The 14,035-nt window shown below is 58.2% G+C and carries 13 protein-coding genes and 6 pseudogenes; 9 read left to right on the top strand and 10 right to left on the bottom strand.

Going from position 1 to position 14,035, the window contains the following annotated elements; translation table 11 throughout:
- Window positions 1-112: 112 nt before the first annotated feature.
- A pseudogene (locus tag AC1D1L_RS31365) lies at window positions 113-862 on the bottom strand (DDE-type integrase/transposase/recombinase); the annotation flags it as partial.
- A gap of 71 nt (window positions 863-933) precedes the next feature.
- Between AC1D1L_RS31365 and AC1D1L_RS31360 the strand changes: the two are divergent.
- Window positions 934-1,077 (top strand): annotated as a pseudogene (locus tag AC1D1L_RS31360) (transposase); the annotation flags it as partial.
- A gap of 1 nt (window position 1,078) precedes the next feature.
- On the opposite strand, the pseudogene AC1D1L_RS31355 reads toward AC1D1L_RS31360, so the two are convergent.
- The 8 genes and pseudogenes from AC1D1L_RS31355 to ectB form a co-directional block, all read right to left on the bottom strand.
- Window positions 1,079-1,256, bottom strand: a pseudogene (locus tag AC1D1L_RS31355) (transposase); the annotation flags it as partial.
- Between the two features lie 298 nt (window positions 1,257-1,554).
- Window positions 1,555-2,379 (bottom strand): ectoine/hydroxyectoine ABC transporter ATP-binding protein EhuA, encoded by an 825-nt coding sequence (gene ehuA, locus AC1D1L_RS31350; protein WP_477345285.1) that lies wholly within the window; start codon window positions 2,377-2,379, stop codon window positions 1,555-1,557.
- The gene (gene ehuD, locus AC1D1L_RS31345; RefSeq protein ID WP_477345284.1) at window positions 2,379-3,047 is read right to left on the bottom strand and encodes an ectoine/hydroxyectoine ABC transporter permease subunit EhuD; all 669 of its coding nucleotides are present in this window, start codon (window positions 3,045-3,047) and stop codon (window positions 2,379-2,381) included. Before ehuD ends, ehuA begins: the two co-directional genes overlap by 1 nt.
- Before the next feature lie 12 nt (window positions 3,048-3,059).
- Window positions 3,060-3,713, bottom strand: coding sequence for an ectoine/hydroxyectoine ABC transporter permease subunit EhuC (gene ehuC, locus AC1D1L_RS31340; protein ID WP_477345283.1), 654 nt, complete (start codon window positions 3,711-3,713; stop codon window positions 3,060-3,062).
- 400 nt (window positions 3,714-4,113) lie between these two features.
- Window positions 4,114-4,956, bottom strand: coding sequence for a transporter substrate-binding domain-containing protein (locus tag AC1D1L_RS31335; RefSeq protein ID WP_477345282.1), 843 nt, complete (start codon window positions 4,954-4,956; stop codon window positions 4,114-4,116).
- Window positions 4,957-4,967: 11 nt separating this feature from the next.
- The gene (locus AC1D1L_RS31330; protein ID WP_477345281.1) at window positions 4,968-5,546 is read right to left on the bottom strand and encodes a GNAT family N-acetyltransferase; all 579 of its coding nucleotides are present in this window, start codon (window positions 5,544-5,546) and stop codon (window positions 4,968-4,970) included.
- A gap of 173 nt (window positions 5,547-5,719) precedes the next feature.
- Window positions 5,720-6,562 carry a 2OG-Fe(II)-dependent halogenase WelO5 family protein gene (locus AC1D1L_RS31325; RefSeq protein WP_477345280.1) on the bottom strand — a complete coding sequence of 281 codons (843 nt, stop codon included), beginning with the start codon at window positions 6,560-6,562 and terminating at the stop codon, window positions 5,720-5,722.
- On the bottom strand, window positions 6,552-7,811 hold the full coding sequence (gene ectB / locus AC1D1L_RS31320) for a diaminobutyrate--2-oxoglutarate transaminase (RefSeq protein ID WP_477345279.1): 1,260 nt from the start codon (window positions 7,809-7,811) through the stop codon (window positions 6,552-6,554). The genes AC1D1L_RS31325 and ectB overlap by 11 nt, the downstream gene beginning before the upstream one ends.
- Window positions 7,812-8,776: 965 nt before the next feature.
- On the opposite strand from ectB, the gene AC1D1L_RS31315 reads away from it, so the two are divergent.
- The 6 genes and pseudogenes from AC1D1L_RS31315 to AC1D1L_RS31290 all read left to right on the top strand — a co-directional run bounded on the left by AC1D1L_RS31315 (window position 8,777) and on the right by AC1D1L_RS31290 (window position 11,809).
- Window positions 8,777-9,097, top strand: a complete 321-nt coding sequence (locus AC1D1L_RS31315; protein WP_477345278.1) for a HesB/IscA family protein — start codon at window positions 8,777-8,779, stop codon at window positions 9,095-9,097.
- Between the two features lie 26 nt (window positions 9,098-9,123).
- On the top strand, window positions 9,124-9,585 hold the full coding sequence (locus AC1D1L_RS31310) for an iron-sulfur cluster assembly scaffold protein (protein ID WP_477345277.1): 462 nt from the start codon (window positions 9,124-9,126) through the stop codon (window positions 9,583-9,585).
- A gap of 235 nt (window positions 9,586-9,820) precedes the next feature.
- Complete coding sequence (gene queE, locus AC1D1L_RS31305; RefSeq protein WP_477345276.1) at window positions 9,821-10,456, top strand: 7-carboxy-7-deazaguanine synthase; 636 nt, start codon at window positions 9,821-9,823, stop codon at window positions 10,454-10,456.
- Window positions 10,453-10,806, top strand: a complete 354-nt coding sequence (queD, locus tag AC1D1L_RS31300) for a 6-carboxytetrahydropterin synthase QueD (RefSeq protein ID WP_477345275.1) — start codon at window positions 10,453-10,455, stop codon at window positions 10,804-10,806. The genes queE and queD overlap by 4 nt, the downstream gene beginning before the upstream one ends.
- Window positions 10,807-10,810: 4 nt before the next feature.
- A pseudogene (gene queC / locus AC1D1L_RS31295) lies at window positions 10,811-11,546 on the top strand (7-cyano-7-deazaguanine synthase QueC).
- A complete protein-coding gene (locus tag AC1D1L_RS31290) occupies window positions 11,543-11,809 on the top strand; it encodes a hypothetical protein (protein ID WP_477345273.1) in 267 nt (88 codons plus the stop codon). The pseudogene queC and the gene AC1D1L_RS31290 overlap by 4 nt, the downstream one beginning before the upstream one ends.
- 282 nt (window positions 11,810-12,091) lie before the next feature.
- Here AC1D1L_RS31290 and AC1D1L_RS31285 read toward each other — a convergent pair whose 3' ends face one another.
- Window positions 12,092-12,451, bottom strand: a complete 360-nt coding sequence (locus tag AC1D1L_RS31285; RefSeq protein ID WP_477345305.1) for a hypothetical protein — start codon at window positions 12,449-12,451, stop codon at window positions 12,092-12,094.
- Here AC1D1L_RS31285 and AC1D1L_RS31280 point away from each other — a divergent pair.
- Both AC1D1L_RS31280 and AC1D1L_RS31275 read left to right on the top strand, forming a co-directional pair.
- Window positions 12,450-13,454: pseudogene (locus tag AC1D1L_RS31280) on the top strand (LacI family DNA-binding transcriptional regulator); the annotation flags it as partial. The gene AC1D1L_RS31285 and the pseudogene AC1D1L_RS31280 overlap by 2 nt on opposite strands.
- A gap of 104 nt (window positions 13,455-13,558) precedes the next feature.
- A pseudogene (locus AC1D1L_RS31275) lies at window positions 13,559-13,975 on the top strand (IS5/IS1182 family transposase); the annotation flags it as partial.
- Window positions 13,976-14,035 lie beyond the last annotated feature (60 nt).

Below are 14,035 nucleotides of genomic sequence, written 5' to 3'. Positions count from 1 at the left end.
GGCTGCGCGGCAGGGCTCTCACCTCGGACCCTGCTCTTCGCCACGCGGTCACCCATGCGCAACAGGAGAATATCGCAAATCCGATCAAAAAGCTCTTGTCGATCACATCAGTAGTCCACGGGTGCCTTGGCTTGGTCGTCCGGTGTTCGATGTCGTTCCTGGCGCAGGCGTATTCGAAGGCGTGAGCGCGGAAAATCTCGCCATTGGCGATTGCCTCCTTGATCAGCGGCACCGCCGAGCCGCCGGCGCCGGGGGTGGTGAACTGGATGCCATTGTCGGTGAGCACAGTGTGGATCTTGTAGGGAACAGCCGCGATCAGGCGCAGCAGGAGGTCTCTCGAGACAGCGGTGGTGGCCTTCTCATGCAGCTCGACAAAGGCGAACTTCGAGGTTCGGTCGATGGCGACGAACATATGCAACTTGATCTGTTCGGTGCGCACCTCAGCAACGTCGATGTGTAAGTAGCCGATCGGATAGCTCTTGAATTTCTTCTTCGCCGGCTTGTCGCCCTCTACGTCCGGCAAGCGACCGATGCCGTGGCGCTGCAGACAACAATGCAATGACGAACGCGTCAGGTGCGGGATCGTGGGTTGTAAGGCGTAGAGGCAGTCATCGAGTGGCAACAGAGTGTAGCGCCGGAAGGCGACGATGACGGCCTCCTCCTCAAGCGAGAGCACTGTCGATCTCGGCTCTCTCGGACCGGTCGGCAGATCGGCCACCGAGGTCCGCTCCCGCCATTTGGCGACGGTCTTCTGGTTGATCCCGTAGCGTTTGGCCAGCGCCCTCAGGCTCTCTTGACTATGCTGTATCGCTCTACGGATCGCCTCTGTCGTCGTGGCGCTCCCATGAAGAACCTGGCCCATAGCGCATCCCTTGATTCGGACGATAGGATGCCCCATCAAAGCCCGGGATCAAACATTTAGAGCGGCCGATCATGGTCTCGGTCGCCGTCATCATAGCCGTCGCGTCAGTGCGGATGGCCGGCGCGAGTTACTGGGCATGATATTGGCCGTTAAAGGCCAAGCCGATCTGGAAGGAGTTCCTGCGCAGGCTGACGCGCCGCGGCCTGCGCGGCGTTTCCTGGCTAAAGCGGTGGCGACGAAACCGGAGACGGTGCGGCGACCGCTATTTCCGACATGCGCCAGCACGTTCCTCATGAAGTGGACGGGGCACCGCTGCCAGTGGCGCTGGGCACATTGGTCGCGGGCGCTTTGAGGCCTACGTGTGCGCGTCCAAGACGACGAGCTTTACGCCGCGCGGGGGGGGCGGCAGCTTCTGCCGGCGCTTGTTCGTTGCCATCAATCGGACGTTCAAGTTCGCTTATGCGCAACTGCCGGGGACGGCGGACAAAATGACGGTTGCCCAGTTCGTGCGGATCTGATCGCAGCCGTGCCCTAGTGTTTAGTTGGGGTATTCGGCTTGAGCCCTGTCCTCGACTGCAATGGTTAGGGATACAGCCTCCCTTTCCTGATGCTTGTGAAGCGACACCCACGCTATCATCGGCTCGAAGGCTGCATCCCTGATTTCGCCTCTCGCCCGACGCTCAAATTCCTCCCTATACCGCCTCCTTCACGGCGCTTAGGAACTGCTGGGTGCGCTTGCGCTGCGGATTGCCGAACAGTTGTTCCGGCGTTCCCTGCTCCTCGATCCTGCCGCCGAAGAAGAAGCAGACCCTATCGGCGATGTCGCGGGCGAAGCCCATTTGATGTGTGACCATCAGCATGGTCAGGCTGTAATCCGACACAAGCCGGCGAATGACGTTTGTCAGTTCGACGATGACCTCAGGATCCAGCGCCGAGGTGACCTCGTCGAAGAGCATGACCTTGGGCCGCATCGCAAGCGCTCGAGCTATCGCCACGCGCTGCTGCTGCCCACCGGACAGGCGCGAAGGATGCTGGTTGCGCTTGTCGCCCATGCCGACCATCTCTAGCAGCTCCTCCGAGCGCTCACGCGCCTGCTTGCGCGGAATACCCAGCACATGTACGGGCCCTTCCATGCAGTTTTCCAGCGCCGTCATGTGCGGGAACAGGTTGAAATGCTGGAAGCACATGCCGATCTTCGAGCGCATTGATCTTAGATACTTCTGGCTGGCGGGCACCAACTTGCCGTCCTTCTCCATGTGGGTGAGCGGTTTGCCGTCGACATAGATGACGCCCCCGTTAATGTTTTCCAGTGCCATCAGTGTGCGCAGCACCGTGGTCTTGCCCGAACCTGACGGCCCGACGATCGTGACCATCTCGCCCTCTGCGACATCGAGATCCAGGTGTTCGAGAACAATGAAAGATCCGTAACGCTTTGCGACCTTCTGGAAGCGCACCATCGGCACACCTGCGCCGGTAAGCTCTAGCGGGTATCGGGAAAGGTCTTCTGTTTCGTCCATCAGTTCATTCCGGGTTTGCCGCGAACCCAACGTTCGAAGCTGCGAAGGAGGGCGGCCGACGGCAGTGAAATCAAAAGGAAGATGATTCCGACCATCGTGTAGGGTTCAAGGTAACGATAGTTTTCCGAGCCAAGTGAGTTTGCGGTTTGTATCAATTCCGCCACGCCGATGACCGACAGCACGGGTGTGTCCTTAAGGATACCTAGCAGGTAATTCCCCATGCCCGCCACGGAGGGCGGCAGCGCCTGGGGAATGATGATGCGAAAATAAGTACGCGCAGTCGACAGATTGAGGGACGTCGCGGCCTCCCACTGTCCCTTTGGCACGTTTTCTAGACCCCCGCGGTACAACTCCGAAAGGTAAGCTGCATAGTGCAGCCCGATGGCTATCATCCCCGCCATCCACGGCGAAAGGACAACGTCAAACTCAGGCCCGACGTAGAACACGAAGAATATCTGCAGCACCAGCGGCGTGGAGCGGATGAACTCGACCCCCTCGCGCACGATCATTGTCAATGTTCTGGACGGGGTGCGTTGCGCCAAAGCGAACGCGAGCCCCAGGAACATCGCGATGATGTAACCGATAGCGGCGGCCAAAAGCGTATTTCCGGTCGCCGCCAGCAGGCGGGGGAGAATCTCCCAAGCGAAATCCCAGTCCCAACCGAGCATCGCTACAACCTTCTACTTGCGTTCCATAAAGCGTTCAAGCCAGCGCATGAAGGGCGTGATGATGAAACGGGCCATGACATAATAGATAATTAGTGCCGTCCCGAAAGCCTTCGCCGACAGGAAAGTCGTGGCATTTATCTGCTTGGCTTGGAACGTTAAGTCGGCGACCGATATCAATGAAACCAGGGCGGTTGCCTTAAGAAGCTCAATCAGCAAATTGCCCCATTGCGGCAGCATGATGACGAGAGCTTGGGGAAGAATGATGCGTCGCAAACGACTCAGCGGCGACATGTTGATCGCCAAGGCTGCCTCCCACTGTCCTCTGGGCACTGAGAGGATCGCGCCACGAACTAACTCCGCCCCGTAGGCTCCAAGGTTCATACCGACGCCGATAAAACCCGCTATAAACTTGTCCAGCGAGAGCCCGAACAGTGGCAGGACGAAAAAAATCCAGTAAAGCTGCACGAGCAGCGAAGTGCCGCGGAAAAACTCGATATAAACGGTGGCGATCCACCGAGTGGGACCGGCCGGCGCGAGCCGCATCAGACCTGCGGTGAGAGCCAGTACGATCGCCAGCGCGATCGACACAGCGGACAGCATGGCCGTAATCAGCGTTCCGCTTAACAGCAGGTTCCCATGCGTGAAAAGGAATTTGAAATAGGACATCGGCTCGCTAAAGGATCAACGGACAATCGGACATCGGCAGCGGAGGCCGCACTGAGCCGCTGGGGACATTCCTTCTCTAATTGCACTATCCGGCGGCCCGAAGTGCCAACCCGCTTCAGTTATCGCCATGCCGGTATGGCGCTGTAGAAGCGTGAACTCGACCGGGTCTACGGCCAGGCTGGCCCCGCTGGCGCTACCCGCCCGTCTTGCGGCCTTGGTGTATGGGCAGCCGTCCATTTGATGTTATGGCAGCTCTTGGTTCCGGAACCTACTGTTCCCGACGTGCTCCTGCGATCTCAATGCCTCGGGGAATGCCGCTGAGCGGTAGTGTACAACGATGAACAACGTCGCCCTAGTCGGGAGCAAGAGTGGCCTGGAAGGGCGCACCACGATTCCGTCACTAGCGATTGGAGCAAATCCACCTGGTTGTCGTGGCACCTGGAAGGTTGGCAGCTACGATTCCATATTGTTTAACAGAGTTCATCATCTCGTCAGAGCCGACGTACTGGTTCAGAGCCTCGTTGAATTTAACCAGAAAGTCGGCATCTTCGGAGCGGAAACCAAGGCCGACCCAATTATAGGTCCACTCCGGCAGAGCGGCAGGATCGGTGGCTTGGATTTCGCCATCTGACTGATCTGCCATGAGTTTCGCTTCCAAGTACGTCATGCTTCCAGCATCGCCACGTCCTGCTTTAATTGCCGCGATCACCTCCGAAGGCCCGGGAACAACCATAATTTTGCCCTCCGTAATTCCTTCTTCTTTGGCGGCTGCAATCGTGCTGGATCCAGCATATGTCACAAACACCGCTCCTTTATCGGCGATATCCTTGTAGGTATTGATGTGTTTCGGATTGCCGACGTTGACTATGAAGCCATCGCCGAGCTTCGCGATAGGCTCGGAAAAAGTGACATTCTTGCACCGAGCACCCAAGATATGCATTCCTCCCGTGATAATGTCATAGTGGCTTGCCTGAAGGCCAGGGATCAGACCTCCCCAGTCGATGACGTTTGTCTCCACGTTTGTGGAGCCCATCTTCTTCAGGACACCGAGAGCAATCTCGTTTGCAAATCCTTTTGGATCACCCTGATGGTCGGCATATGCAAAGGGCAGGACATTGGCGAACCCTATCCTGATTGCTTTCCCTGCCTTGACCCGATCGGTTAATGGACCGGCATCGGCAGTCGACGAACCCACCAAGAGCCCGAGAACTGCCACCAATGTGCTGAGTTTCAACTTACCCATTATTTTACCCTTTATGGTGACGCTTTTCTATTGTTGGCGACCGGAGCGATCTGTTGGCACCGCAACGGACGGGGCTCTAACTCGCGCGAGCCCTTTCGGAGCCCCTCTACACCCAGCTCATCCCATTCTGGCCTCAGTAGCGACAGCACCAGCTCATCGCGATGCTCGCCGCGGAAGAAGGCGCTGCTGCGCGCCACGCCTTCGGCAACAAAGCCGACGCCCTCGTAGCTGCGCCTCGCCCGGAGATTATCGGGGAAACAACAAATCCAGAGCCTATGGGCGTCGGTTTGCATGAAGGTCGCATCTACTACGGCGCGCAGCATTGCAGTGCCGAATCCCCTGCCCGGCTCGGCAACAGCGACCCGCTCTATAAGGGTCGCGTGCTCAGGCGAAGCCCAGTCGCGTAGGATGGCGAAGCCGAGCGGCTTTCCCTCATCCTCGGCTACAAAGTAGGCATAACGCGAATCGGCGAGAGCCGCCATATGCCGGGCTTCCTCCCAGCGGCCGACTAGCGCTTCGTATCCTTCCAGCCGCTCCGTGCGCATGATGAACGGGATGTCGGCGGCGCCCCGCCTCAAGGTCACGTTCATTGGACAATCCTGTCGATGGATGCTTCGCAATAATAGTGCACAAGACCGCTCGAGAGCTTTGCTAAAATTCTTATCGGTTGTGGATCGACCGTAGGTCGGATCGCTCAGTGCTCGTCTATGATGTTGACGCTTAACTGGCGGCGGAAGCTGGTCAGTTGCTTCAACAGCGAACATTAGGTCCACCAGAGAACAAGATCCGGTCGCGCAAAACCGAAAAAGCTGTTCAGCAGCACGCGACGCTTTCCATTGCCCGATTGACTGGTGACCCCATGAACGAAACCGCCGTCAAGTAGGGCGATATCCCCGGCCTTAAGCTGGATTTCGCGGCTAGGCAGGACCTCGAGATAAGCTGCCGAGTAGGGATAGCCCGTGGTCTCAACACTCTGCGACTTTCGATCCGCGACTGTCGGCTTGTGACTCCAGAGCCTCAGATTTCCACCTTCCTCAGGCATGCTGGGATAAAAGTTAAGCGCTGCGACGGTGTTGTGCGCCACCGCAGAAAGCTCGTAATCGTTCCCAGCATGTAGCACTTGAGCGACATCGTCGTGGGGGTCCAAGGAAAATGTGCCGCTGCCAGACCAACTAAGAGCGCGACAAACGTTAGCCTGACCGTGTTCTGACCGGGCCAGCCGCAATTCAATGCCCTGTTTGTGAAGGTCGCGCTTCAACGCGTCAAATAATGCTCGTACTGGGTCAACTAAATTGCCGAAAAGAGCGTCAACGTACCGTCGCGCATTTTCCGCCTCCGCGAAATAGGTGGCTGCATCCTTCCTGTAGTGGGATGCGCCGACATATTGTCCGGGGACGCCATCTTTGCGCTCGTTGAGACCGGGACTGCCAAAAAACTTCGCCGTGATCTCGTCGGCTATTTCGGTGCTGAAAGCTTGCTTGATGTGCAGAGCCGTGATTTCGCCTTTCAGGACCGAGATGATCTCCGCAGTGCTGATCGAGCCAGTTCGTTCCTTGATGGTGAGAGGCGAGATGGCCGGCGTTTGACGTACTTGGTTAGTCGCCATTGATTTTCTCCTGTAGTGCCTGATCGAGGATGGCAATGCCGTGATCGAGTTCGTCATCTGAGATAGTTATCGGCGGAAGGACTTTGATGACGTCGTGATTTGGCCCGGAGGATTCGATCAGCAGGCCGTTTTCAAACGCGACATCGTGCACACGGTCAGCAACGGCCTGTGAACGGCACTTGAGGCCGGCCATCAGACCACGGCCGCGCTTTTGTTCGATGCACTGGGGGAATTTCGCAACCAGGCGATCAAGGTGTTCTTGCAGTTTGACGGCCGTCCCCTCGACGGCTTTAGTAAACTGCCTATCGGGCCACATTTTGCACATGGCCGCGGAGGTCACAAAGGCGAGATTATTGCCTCTGAAGGTTCCGCTATGTTCTCCCGGACTCCATATGTCCATGTCGGGTCGAATCAGAACTATGGACAACGGATTACCTGAACCGCTCAGGGATTTCGAAAGACACACGATGTCGGGCTCGATTTTCGCGAACTCGAACGAGAAGAAATCGCCCGTTCGTCCCGAACCTGCCTGAATGTCATCGACGATGAAAACGACGTCGTGCTTACGGCAAATGCGCTGAATTTCTGAGAGCCATGGTGCGGATGCGGTGTTCATGCCGCCTTCTGCCTGGATGGGCTCCAAGATGATTGCCGCTGGCTTTTCTATGCCGCTGCCTGGGTCGCCCAACACGTGATCAATGTAACTCGCGGAATCGAAAGTTTGGTTCGGATAGTTCTCATAGGGGACACGGATCACATCGTGGCGAGCAACGCCGCCAAGCTGTTTGGTAGACGCTGAGCCCGACACCGCCAAGGAGCCGAGCGACATGCCATGGTAGGAATTTGTGAAGGCCATGACACTCGAGCGGCCGGTATATTTTCGCGCCAGCGCCAACGCCGCTTCGTTAGCGTTTGTCCCGGTCGGCCCAGGAAACTGTATCTTGTAAGAAAGGCCCCGGGGCTTCAGGATCGAATGGACGAACACTTCGATGAAGTCACGCTTTGCAGTTGTATACATATCAAGCGACAAGACGATATTTTGATCGGCCAGATATTGAATTGCCGGCGCAATGATATCCGGGTTGTTATGGCCGTAGTTGAGCGCGCCGGACCCTACAAGAAAATCAATATAAGGCTTTCCGGACTCGTCCCAGATTGTCGCCCCAAGTGACTTTTTAAAGACTGTTGGAAATGATCGTCCATAGCGACGAACGTTTGACTCATAAGCTTCGAAAATGTCGATATCCATTAAAGGGCCTCTCTGTATGCGTCTTGCGATCAACGCTGCAGGTTCTATGTTCACGCATTCCAAACCATTGATTTCGACGATTAGCTTCGGCCAATCTCTGCCTTAAAGCGAACGTATCATGGTCAGCGACTTGCGTTCGCAAAGAGTCTGTAAACTTGTTTGACGAATCTGTTGCAACGCTTTGGATAGCGCTAGCGTGACAGCGCTTGCGGCAACGCTCTCGGCGGCATTGTTGGCGGGGGCCACCGACATAACCGCACCGGTTTTTCCAGCATGACTGCACCACGATGCTTGGGTATTTCTCTATGTCGGCTGTGACGGGATCCTTGCCGACGAGTGGCTGTGACAAATAGGGATTTCTCTCCTTCGATGTGACGGCGAGACCGGTGCTCGCTCGAGTTTCGTTTTGGAACGCGGACGAGCCAGACCGCGATTTGCGATAGAACTGGAACTGACCCCGGTCTCTAATCGTGGCCGTGGCCGCCGTGGCGGTGATTGGGCTGTTCCCCGGGGCGGCGCGTTGGCCCACCTGGCTTGACGACATTTACAATGCCTCAGTCGGCCCTTGCGAGGTGACGGCCGCACTGCAGCGAGTGGTGTTCGCCACCCACGAGCTGACGCAGACGGCGCTGCTTCGAGAAGGCGCGATCGAAGCGGTATCGACACCCCGGTGTTCGCCACCGCACTGTGTGGTGACGACGGCGCGGCTTTAGGAGCGCAGCACGACTAAGAGTTCCCACCCGGACCACATTTCATATGATCGAAAACGCTGGCTCAGGAGACGACACTGGCGATTTGTCCGATGCCGCTTTCTGTGCGCAAGGTTTCACTCTGTCCGAGATCCGACAATTTGTTGGACGTGAGAGAGGGCGCAAATCCGCTAACCCGGTGTCCTAATCCAATTTTCCTCGCTGGCACGTTCTGTGCACCGTGGCTTGCGAATGCATCAGCAAGAAAATAGTCCCATGATCACACTCACTGAAAACGCCGTCGCCGCCGTCAAGGCCGCGCTTTCCCGGGCCGACGAACCGGCGGAAGGCTTTCGCATCAAGGTCGAGGCGGGCGGCTGCGCGGGCCTCAAATACCTGATGGGTCTGGAAAGCGTCTCGCGGGAGGGCGATGCCATCATGGAGACGGACGGGTTCAAGGTGTTCGTCGACGCAAACTCTCAGCCCCATCTCGCCGGTATGACCGTTGACTTCGTCACGGACCTGGAGTCCTCGGGCTTTGTCTTCGACAATCCCAATGCGCGGGAAAAATGCGCCTGCGGCAAGTCCTTCGGCTAGCCGCCATAACGACAAGGATCGGCGCCATGCGGGATGACACCGACAACGTTTACCTCTTCAGCGACAAGGTCTATTTCATCAACCCGAACAATGTCGGCGCTTTGGACACCCCCGATGCGGCCGGCGAGGTCGGCGCTGTCGCCTGCGGCGGTGGGCTTAAATTGACGATGGGTTTCGACCGTAAGACGCAAACGATCACCGCCGCAACGTTCCAGACCTTCGGCCGCGGCTCGGCCATAACCGCTTGCTCGGCGTTTAACGAATTCATCGTCGGCAAGACCATCGATGAAGCCCTTCACATCACCGATCAGGACATAGCGGGTTTTTTCGGCGCCCTGCCGCCGCACATGACATCCTCATCGCTCGACCGCCTCATCCTGGAGCGCGGCTTGCGGCAGATGAGCGAGTTCTTCCGTGCTGTGAGGCAGGCTTTCGAGGAGACACCAGGATTCTCACGCCTCGTCCTCGTCAAGGCATCATCACCATGAGCGACGTGATCGAACCAGTTCTCATGATGATAGGCTTCGAGGGCCAGAGACCCTTCCCCCCAGCCTTCCCCCACTGAACCCTAATTCCGTATGGAGTTCGGCCGAAAGGGTTTTCGACATCGGGCCCCGACGGTGGACCGAGCTGCAAAACCTGCAGTGGGGCATTTCCCACCTTTTGCCGCGTCTCGTTAGCCAGCAGAGGCGCTCCCTTGCTCGGCGGAAGGTCGCGTAAGCAATGCCATATGCGGTCAAGGAAATTTTCTACACCCTTCAAGGTGAAGGACGAAATGCCGGGCGGGCCGCCGTATTTTGTCGTTTCGCCGGCTGTAACCTTTGGTCGGGACGTGAAGGCGACCGGGCAAAAGCATTCTGCGGATTCTGCGACACCGATTTCGTTGGGGTAGATGGCCCCGGTGGCGGACATTTTGCCACCGCACGGGAGCTTGCGTTGGCGGTCGAGCAAGTCTGGCGCGGGTCGGGAACTGGGCAGCGTCTTGTCGTGCTCACCGGAGGGGAACCCCTCCTCCAGATCGATGAAGAACTCCTGGAAGCGCTGCATTCCTTCGCGTTTGAAATTGCCGTGGAGACCAACGGTACCATTCCCACACCCGCCGGCATCGACTGGCTGTGCGTCAGTCCGAAATGCAATGCACGCCTCGTGGTCATGGCAGGGGACGAGTTAAAGCTCGTATACCCTCAGATTGGCGCGGAGCCCGAACATTTCGAAGTTCTCGCGTTTGAGCACCTTTTGCTTCAGCCAATGGATGGGCCCGTGCGCGAGGCGAATACGACCGCCGCAGTGACCTATTGTCTTGCCAATCCACGTTGGCGCTTGAGCCTTCAAACCCACAAACTTCTCGGGATCCCATGAAAATTACGCAAGCTTTCACCTTCGAGGCAGCGCACTGTCTTCCGCGGGTGCCAGAAACCCACCGATGTCACCGCATGCATGGCCACTCTTACCGTGTGGAACTGCGTCTGGAAGGGCCCGTCGATCCAGACACGGGCTTTGTTGTCGATTTCTTCGATGTTGAGCCTGTGTTCGGACCGCTTCTGCAACGCCTCGACCATCACTATCTGAATGAGATTGAGGGTCTCGACAATCCGACAGCGGAAAGCATTGCAGTCTGGATCTGGAACCAGACCAAGCCGCTTCTTGGCCAAATGTGCTCGGTAACAGTCTATGAGACACCGCTGTGCTGGGCTGAATACGAGGGTTGACCCGATGCAACGAGATCCGGGAACCGCACTCGTCCTTTTCTCCGGCGGCCAGGATTCGACAACCTGCCTGGCCTGGGCGCTGGAGAACTTCGAGCGCGTCGAGACCATCGGCTTCGACTATGGGCAGCGGCACCGGATCGAGCTCGATGTGCGGCCCTACCTGCTCGGGCGCATTAGAAAAGACTTTCCGGCCTGGCGTGGGCGACTAGGCGAGGACCACATGATTGACAGCCGTGCTCGGGCAAATCAGTGATACCGCGCTCACGCGCGACGTCGAGATCGCACTGAACGCGAACGGTCTAACAAATACTTTCGTGCCTGGCCGCAATCTTCTGTTCCTCGGCTTTGCGGGCGCGATAGCTTACCGGGTGGGCGCGAAACACCTCGTGATCGGCGTGTCCGAGACGGATCGTTTCAGCTACCCGGATTGTCGAGATGACGCGGTTAAAGCGATGCAACTTGCCCTGAACCTTGGAATGGAGACGCGTTTCATCATTCACACACCCCTCATGCGGCTCGACAAGGCGCAGACCTGGGCGCTGGCGGATTGGCTGGGCAGCGAGGCGCTAGTGAAGCTCATCTGCGAAGGAAGCCACACCTGCTTTAGCGGAGACCGCGAGCATAGACATAGCTGGGGTTTCGGTTGCGGGACTTGCGTCGAGTGTAATCTTCGCGCAGCAGGATGGGAGCAATTCCGATCCTGCAAAGAGGCACCCGTGACCGCCCATGAAATGACGTGAGCGCCAAGATCCACGCCGACGGTGGCAATCTGTCCGTAGATCGTTTTCTTTTCTTTGTGGTGTTCAGCACGACCAGAGTACGCGCCTTCGATGCCGTTTCGAAGGGCTGTTGCATACCATCGACCTTTGCCGTTCGCGTGCTGCTGTTTTGGCAGCATCATGGCGAGCAGGTTGCGGTTGTTATCGTTGATCGCGGTCGGATTGACCGTGGAGCGTACTGCCAAGAAAAAGGAGAGCTTGTGGTTTCGACGAGAGGCAGTTGATGCCCGAGCCTGCCCTTATGTGGAGGATCGTCCATGCAGTCCGTCACCAGCATGGCCGCACCATTGGCATATTGAAGCGACGAATGACGACCTCATCGGCAATCGATGCCGGCGCCTGCGTAAGCCGACGCGGGCGCTGGCGCCTGCGGCGAAGCGATGTTGCGGATATCCCTCCCTTGGCCTGCCGGCCCAATCAAAGGATTCCTGATAAGCGCGTTCGATCTGGCAATGCTCGTGCGTCCAGTGAATGCGCGCGCCGCCTTGATGGTGATCCTCACAGCTTCAGTGTCGATGTTTGACGAAATGGATCTGCTCGACCGCCGGCAGACAATCGCGCAGATAATTCAGCAACGTCGATCTCATGTGCTGTCGAATCCAAAGGGCGGTTGCCGTCATGAGCGATGCGCGCCGCATCGAGCGCCGGGGCAAAGCCGTCCCTATGCGCCGGGATGGCGAAAGTGTTGTTGAGGTCCCGAAAGCGCTGTCCGTCGAGGTCAGCCAGATTGGCGCCTTCGCGCTGCTGCGCGCCGCGCGGCTTCGGATCGCACAGCCGCTGCGCGGGTGGCTCGAGGAAAACGGGCGGCTGCGGGCGAACAGTCTGGCCGATTCGGCGTCAGGCGGCGCGGAGATTTCTTGCAACATGTCAGGCCTCTCCTCGAGGGATCCGGAGACCTACGCCTCGTTTGCCGCTGACATGGCATTTGCACTTGGAAGACGTCATTCACGAATTGCATATGGGAGGGGGCTAATGAACAGGCCAACCATCGCGGATCTGGCGAAAGCCGCGGGCGTAAGTGTTTCCACGGTCAATAGGCTCTTGCACGGATCTGGCACGCTGCGACCGCAGACGGCGGACCTCATCTTGACCGCAGCGCAGCAGATCGGCTTCCACAGTTCGGGGCCGCTGCACGAACGCAGGCGGGACAATCTCCCGGATCGGCACTTGAGCTTTCTCATGCAGCATCACCGGCCGCTCTGTCAGATCTGGGTCGAGGCGCTTTTCGGTGCCTGCGCGCGACGCACAGATGCGGTTATAAAGCCAGACGTGCTCTTCGAGGACGACCCTTCCCCAGAAGCGGTCGCTGCCAATCTGCTCAAGATAGGCGAAAGCGCCGATGCAATCGCTGTGATCTCGGCCGATCACCCGCTCGTCGGCCAGGCGATTGACGAGTTGCGCGTCAAGGGCGTTCCGGTGATCGCCTACGTGACCGACCTGTCCGCCGCCAGCCGGGCCGGCTTTGTGGGAACCGACAACTGGAAAGCCGGCCGCGCCGCCGCATGGTTTATCAGCCAGACGTCCGGTCGGCCCGGTAAGGTCTTTCCTCTCATCGGCAGCAACCGTTATCAGTTCCAAGACATCTCGGATGCGAGCTTTCGCTCCTACATGCGCGAGCACGCGCCCGAGTTCCACGTCAGCGAAACCCTCCTGACCCATGAGGCACCGAAGAACGCCTATGCAGTCGTTCGCAGGCTGATAGCGGAGGAACCGGAGCTCAGGGGCATCTTCGTCAATGGCGGCGGCATTTCCGGCGCCCTGCGTGCCATGCGCGAGCTCGCTACGGAGCACCAGTGCAAAATCCGGATCGTCTGCCGCGACATCGGGCCAGAGACACGCAAGGGATTGAGCGACGGCTTGATTACTGCTTCCCTGTGCCATCCCGTCGACAGGATGCCTGAAGAACTCATCGATGTGATGCTGCGCATGGGCGAGGAGCGGCTGATGGCCTTGCTCCAGGAGAGCCTTGCGGCCAGGCGCTGCCCGGCAATCCCTATGACGGCCACACGCTGGCCACCGTCATTCCCGCCATCGAAACCGCGATCGGCGCCAGTCTCGGTAAGATCGTCGCCGATGCCGGCTATCGCGGCCACAATGCGCCGAAGGACATGTTCAAGGTCCATGTCGCCGGCTACAGGCGCGGCCTCACCAAGACCATCAAGCGGGCACTGCGACGCCGGGCGGCCGTCGAACCGGTCATCGGCCATCTCAAGCAGGACCATCGCATGGGCCGCAACTTTCTGGCCTTCACCGAAGGCGACGCCAACAACGCCATGCTCGCCGGCTACAACTTCAGCCTCTTGCTCAACTGGCTGAGGCTTTTGTTTGCCTTCTTCCTGGCGCTGCTTGCAACCGCTCCAGCGTCACCGGTCCAGCCACGATCAGCCTGACCTCCGCAGCTCAACCGGAATAGCCTCCGAAACGGGGCTCGCCTTTAACTCGCCTTTAAC

The sequence above is a fragment of the Mesorhizobium sp. P2_D6 genome, from assembly GCF_056404315.1.
This window is presented reverse-complemented; position numbering and strand designations above follow the sequence as displayed.

What these genes read in the sequence shown, in the direction of transcription:
- AC1D1L_RS31310 (WP_477345277.1), top strand. Translation starts at nt 9,124, where the DNA reads ATGCGGGATGACACCGACAACGTTTACCTCTTCAGCGACAAGGTCTAT.
- AC1D1L_RS31330 (WP_477345281.1), bottom strand. Translation starts at nt 5,546, where the DNA reads ATGAACGTGACCTTGAGGCGGGGCGCCGCCGACATCCCGTTCATCATG.
- ehuA (WP_477345285.1), bottom strand. Translation starts at nt 2,379, where the DNA reads ATGGACGAAACAGAAGACCTTTCCCGATACCCGCTAGAGCTTACCGGC.
- AC1D1L_RS31315 (WP_477345278.1), top strand. Translation starts at nt 8,777, where the DNA reads ATGATCACACTCACTGAAAACGCCGTCGCCGCCGTCAAGGCCGCGCTT.
- queE (WP_477345276.1), top strand. Translation starts at nt 9,821, where the DNA reads ATGCCATATGCGGTCAAGGAAATTTTCTACACCCTTCAAGGTGAAGGA.
- ehuC (WP_477345283.1), bottom strand. Translation starts at nt 3,713, where the DNA reads ATGTCCTATTTCAAATTCCTTTTCACGCATGGGAACCTGCTGTTAAGC.
- AC1D1L_RS31325 (WP_477345280.1), bottom strand. Translation starts at nt 6,562, where the DNA reads ATGGCGACTAACCAAGTACGTCAAACGCCGGCCATCTCGCCTCTCACC.
- AC1D1L_RS31335 (WP_477345282.1), bottom strand. Translation starts at nt 4,956, where the DNA reads ATGGGTAAGTTGAAACTCAGCACATTGGTGGCAGTTCTCGGGCTCTTG.
- ehuD (WP_477345284.1), bottom strand. Translation starts at nt 3,047, where the DNA reads ATGCTCGGTTGGGACTGGGATTTCGCTTGGGAGATTCTCCCCCGCCTG.
- queD (WP_477345275.1), top strand. Translation starts at nt 10,453, where the DNA reads ATGAAAATTACGCAAGCTTTCACCTTCGAGGCAGCGCACTGTCTTCCG.
- ectB (WP_477345279.1), bottom strand. Translation starts at nt 7,811, where the DNA reads ATGGATATCGACATTTTCGAAGCTTATGAGTCAAACGTTCGTCGCTAT.
- AC1D1L_RS31285 (WP_477345305.1), bottom strand. Translation starts at nt 12,451, where the DNA reads ATGTTGCAAGAAATCTCCGCGCCGCCTGACGCCGAATCGGCCAGACTG.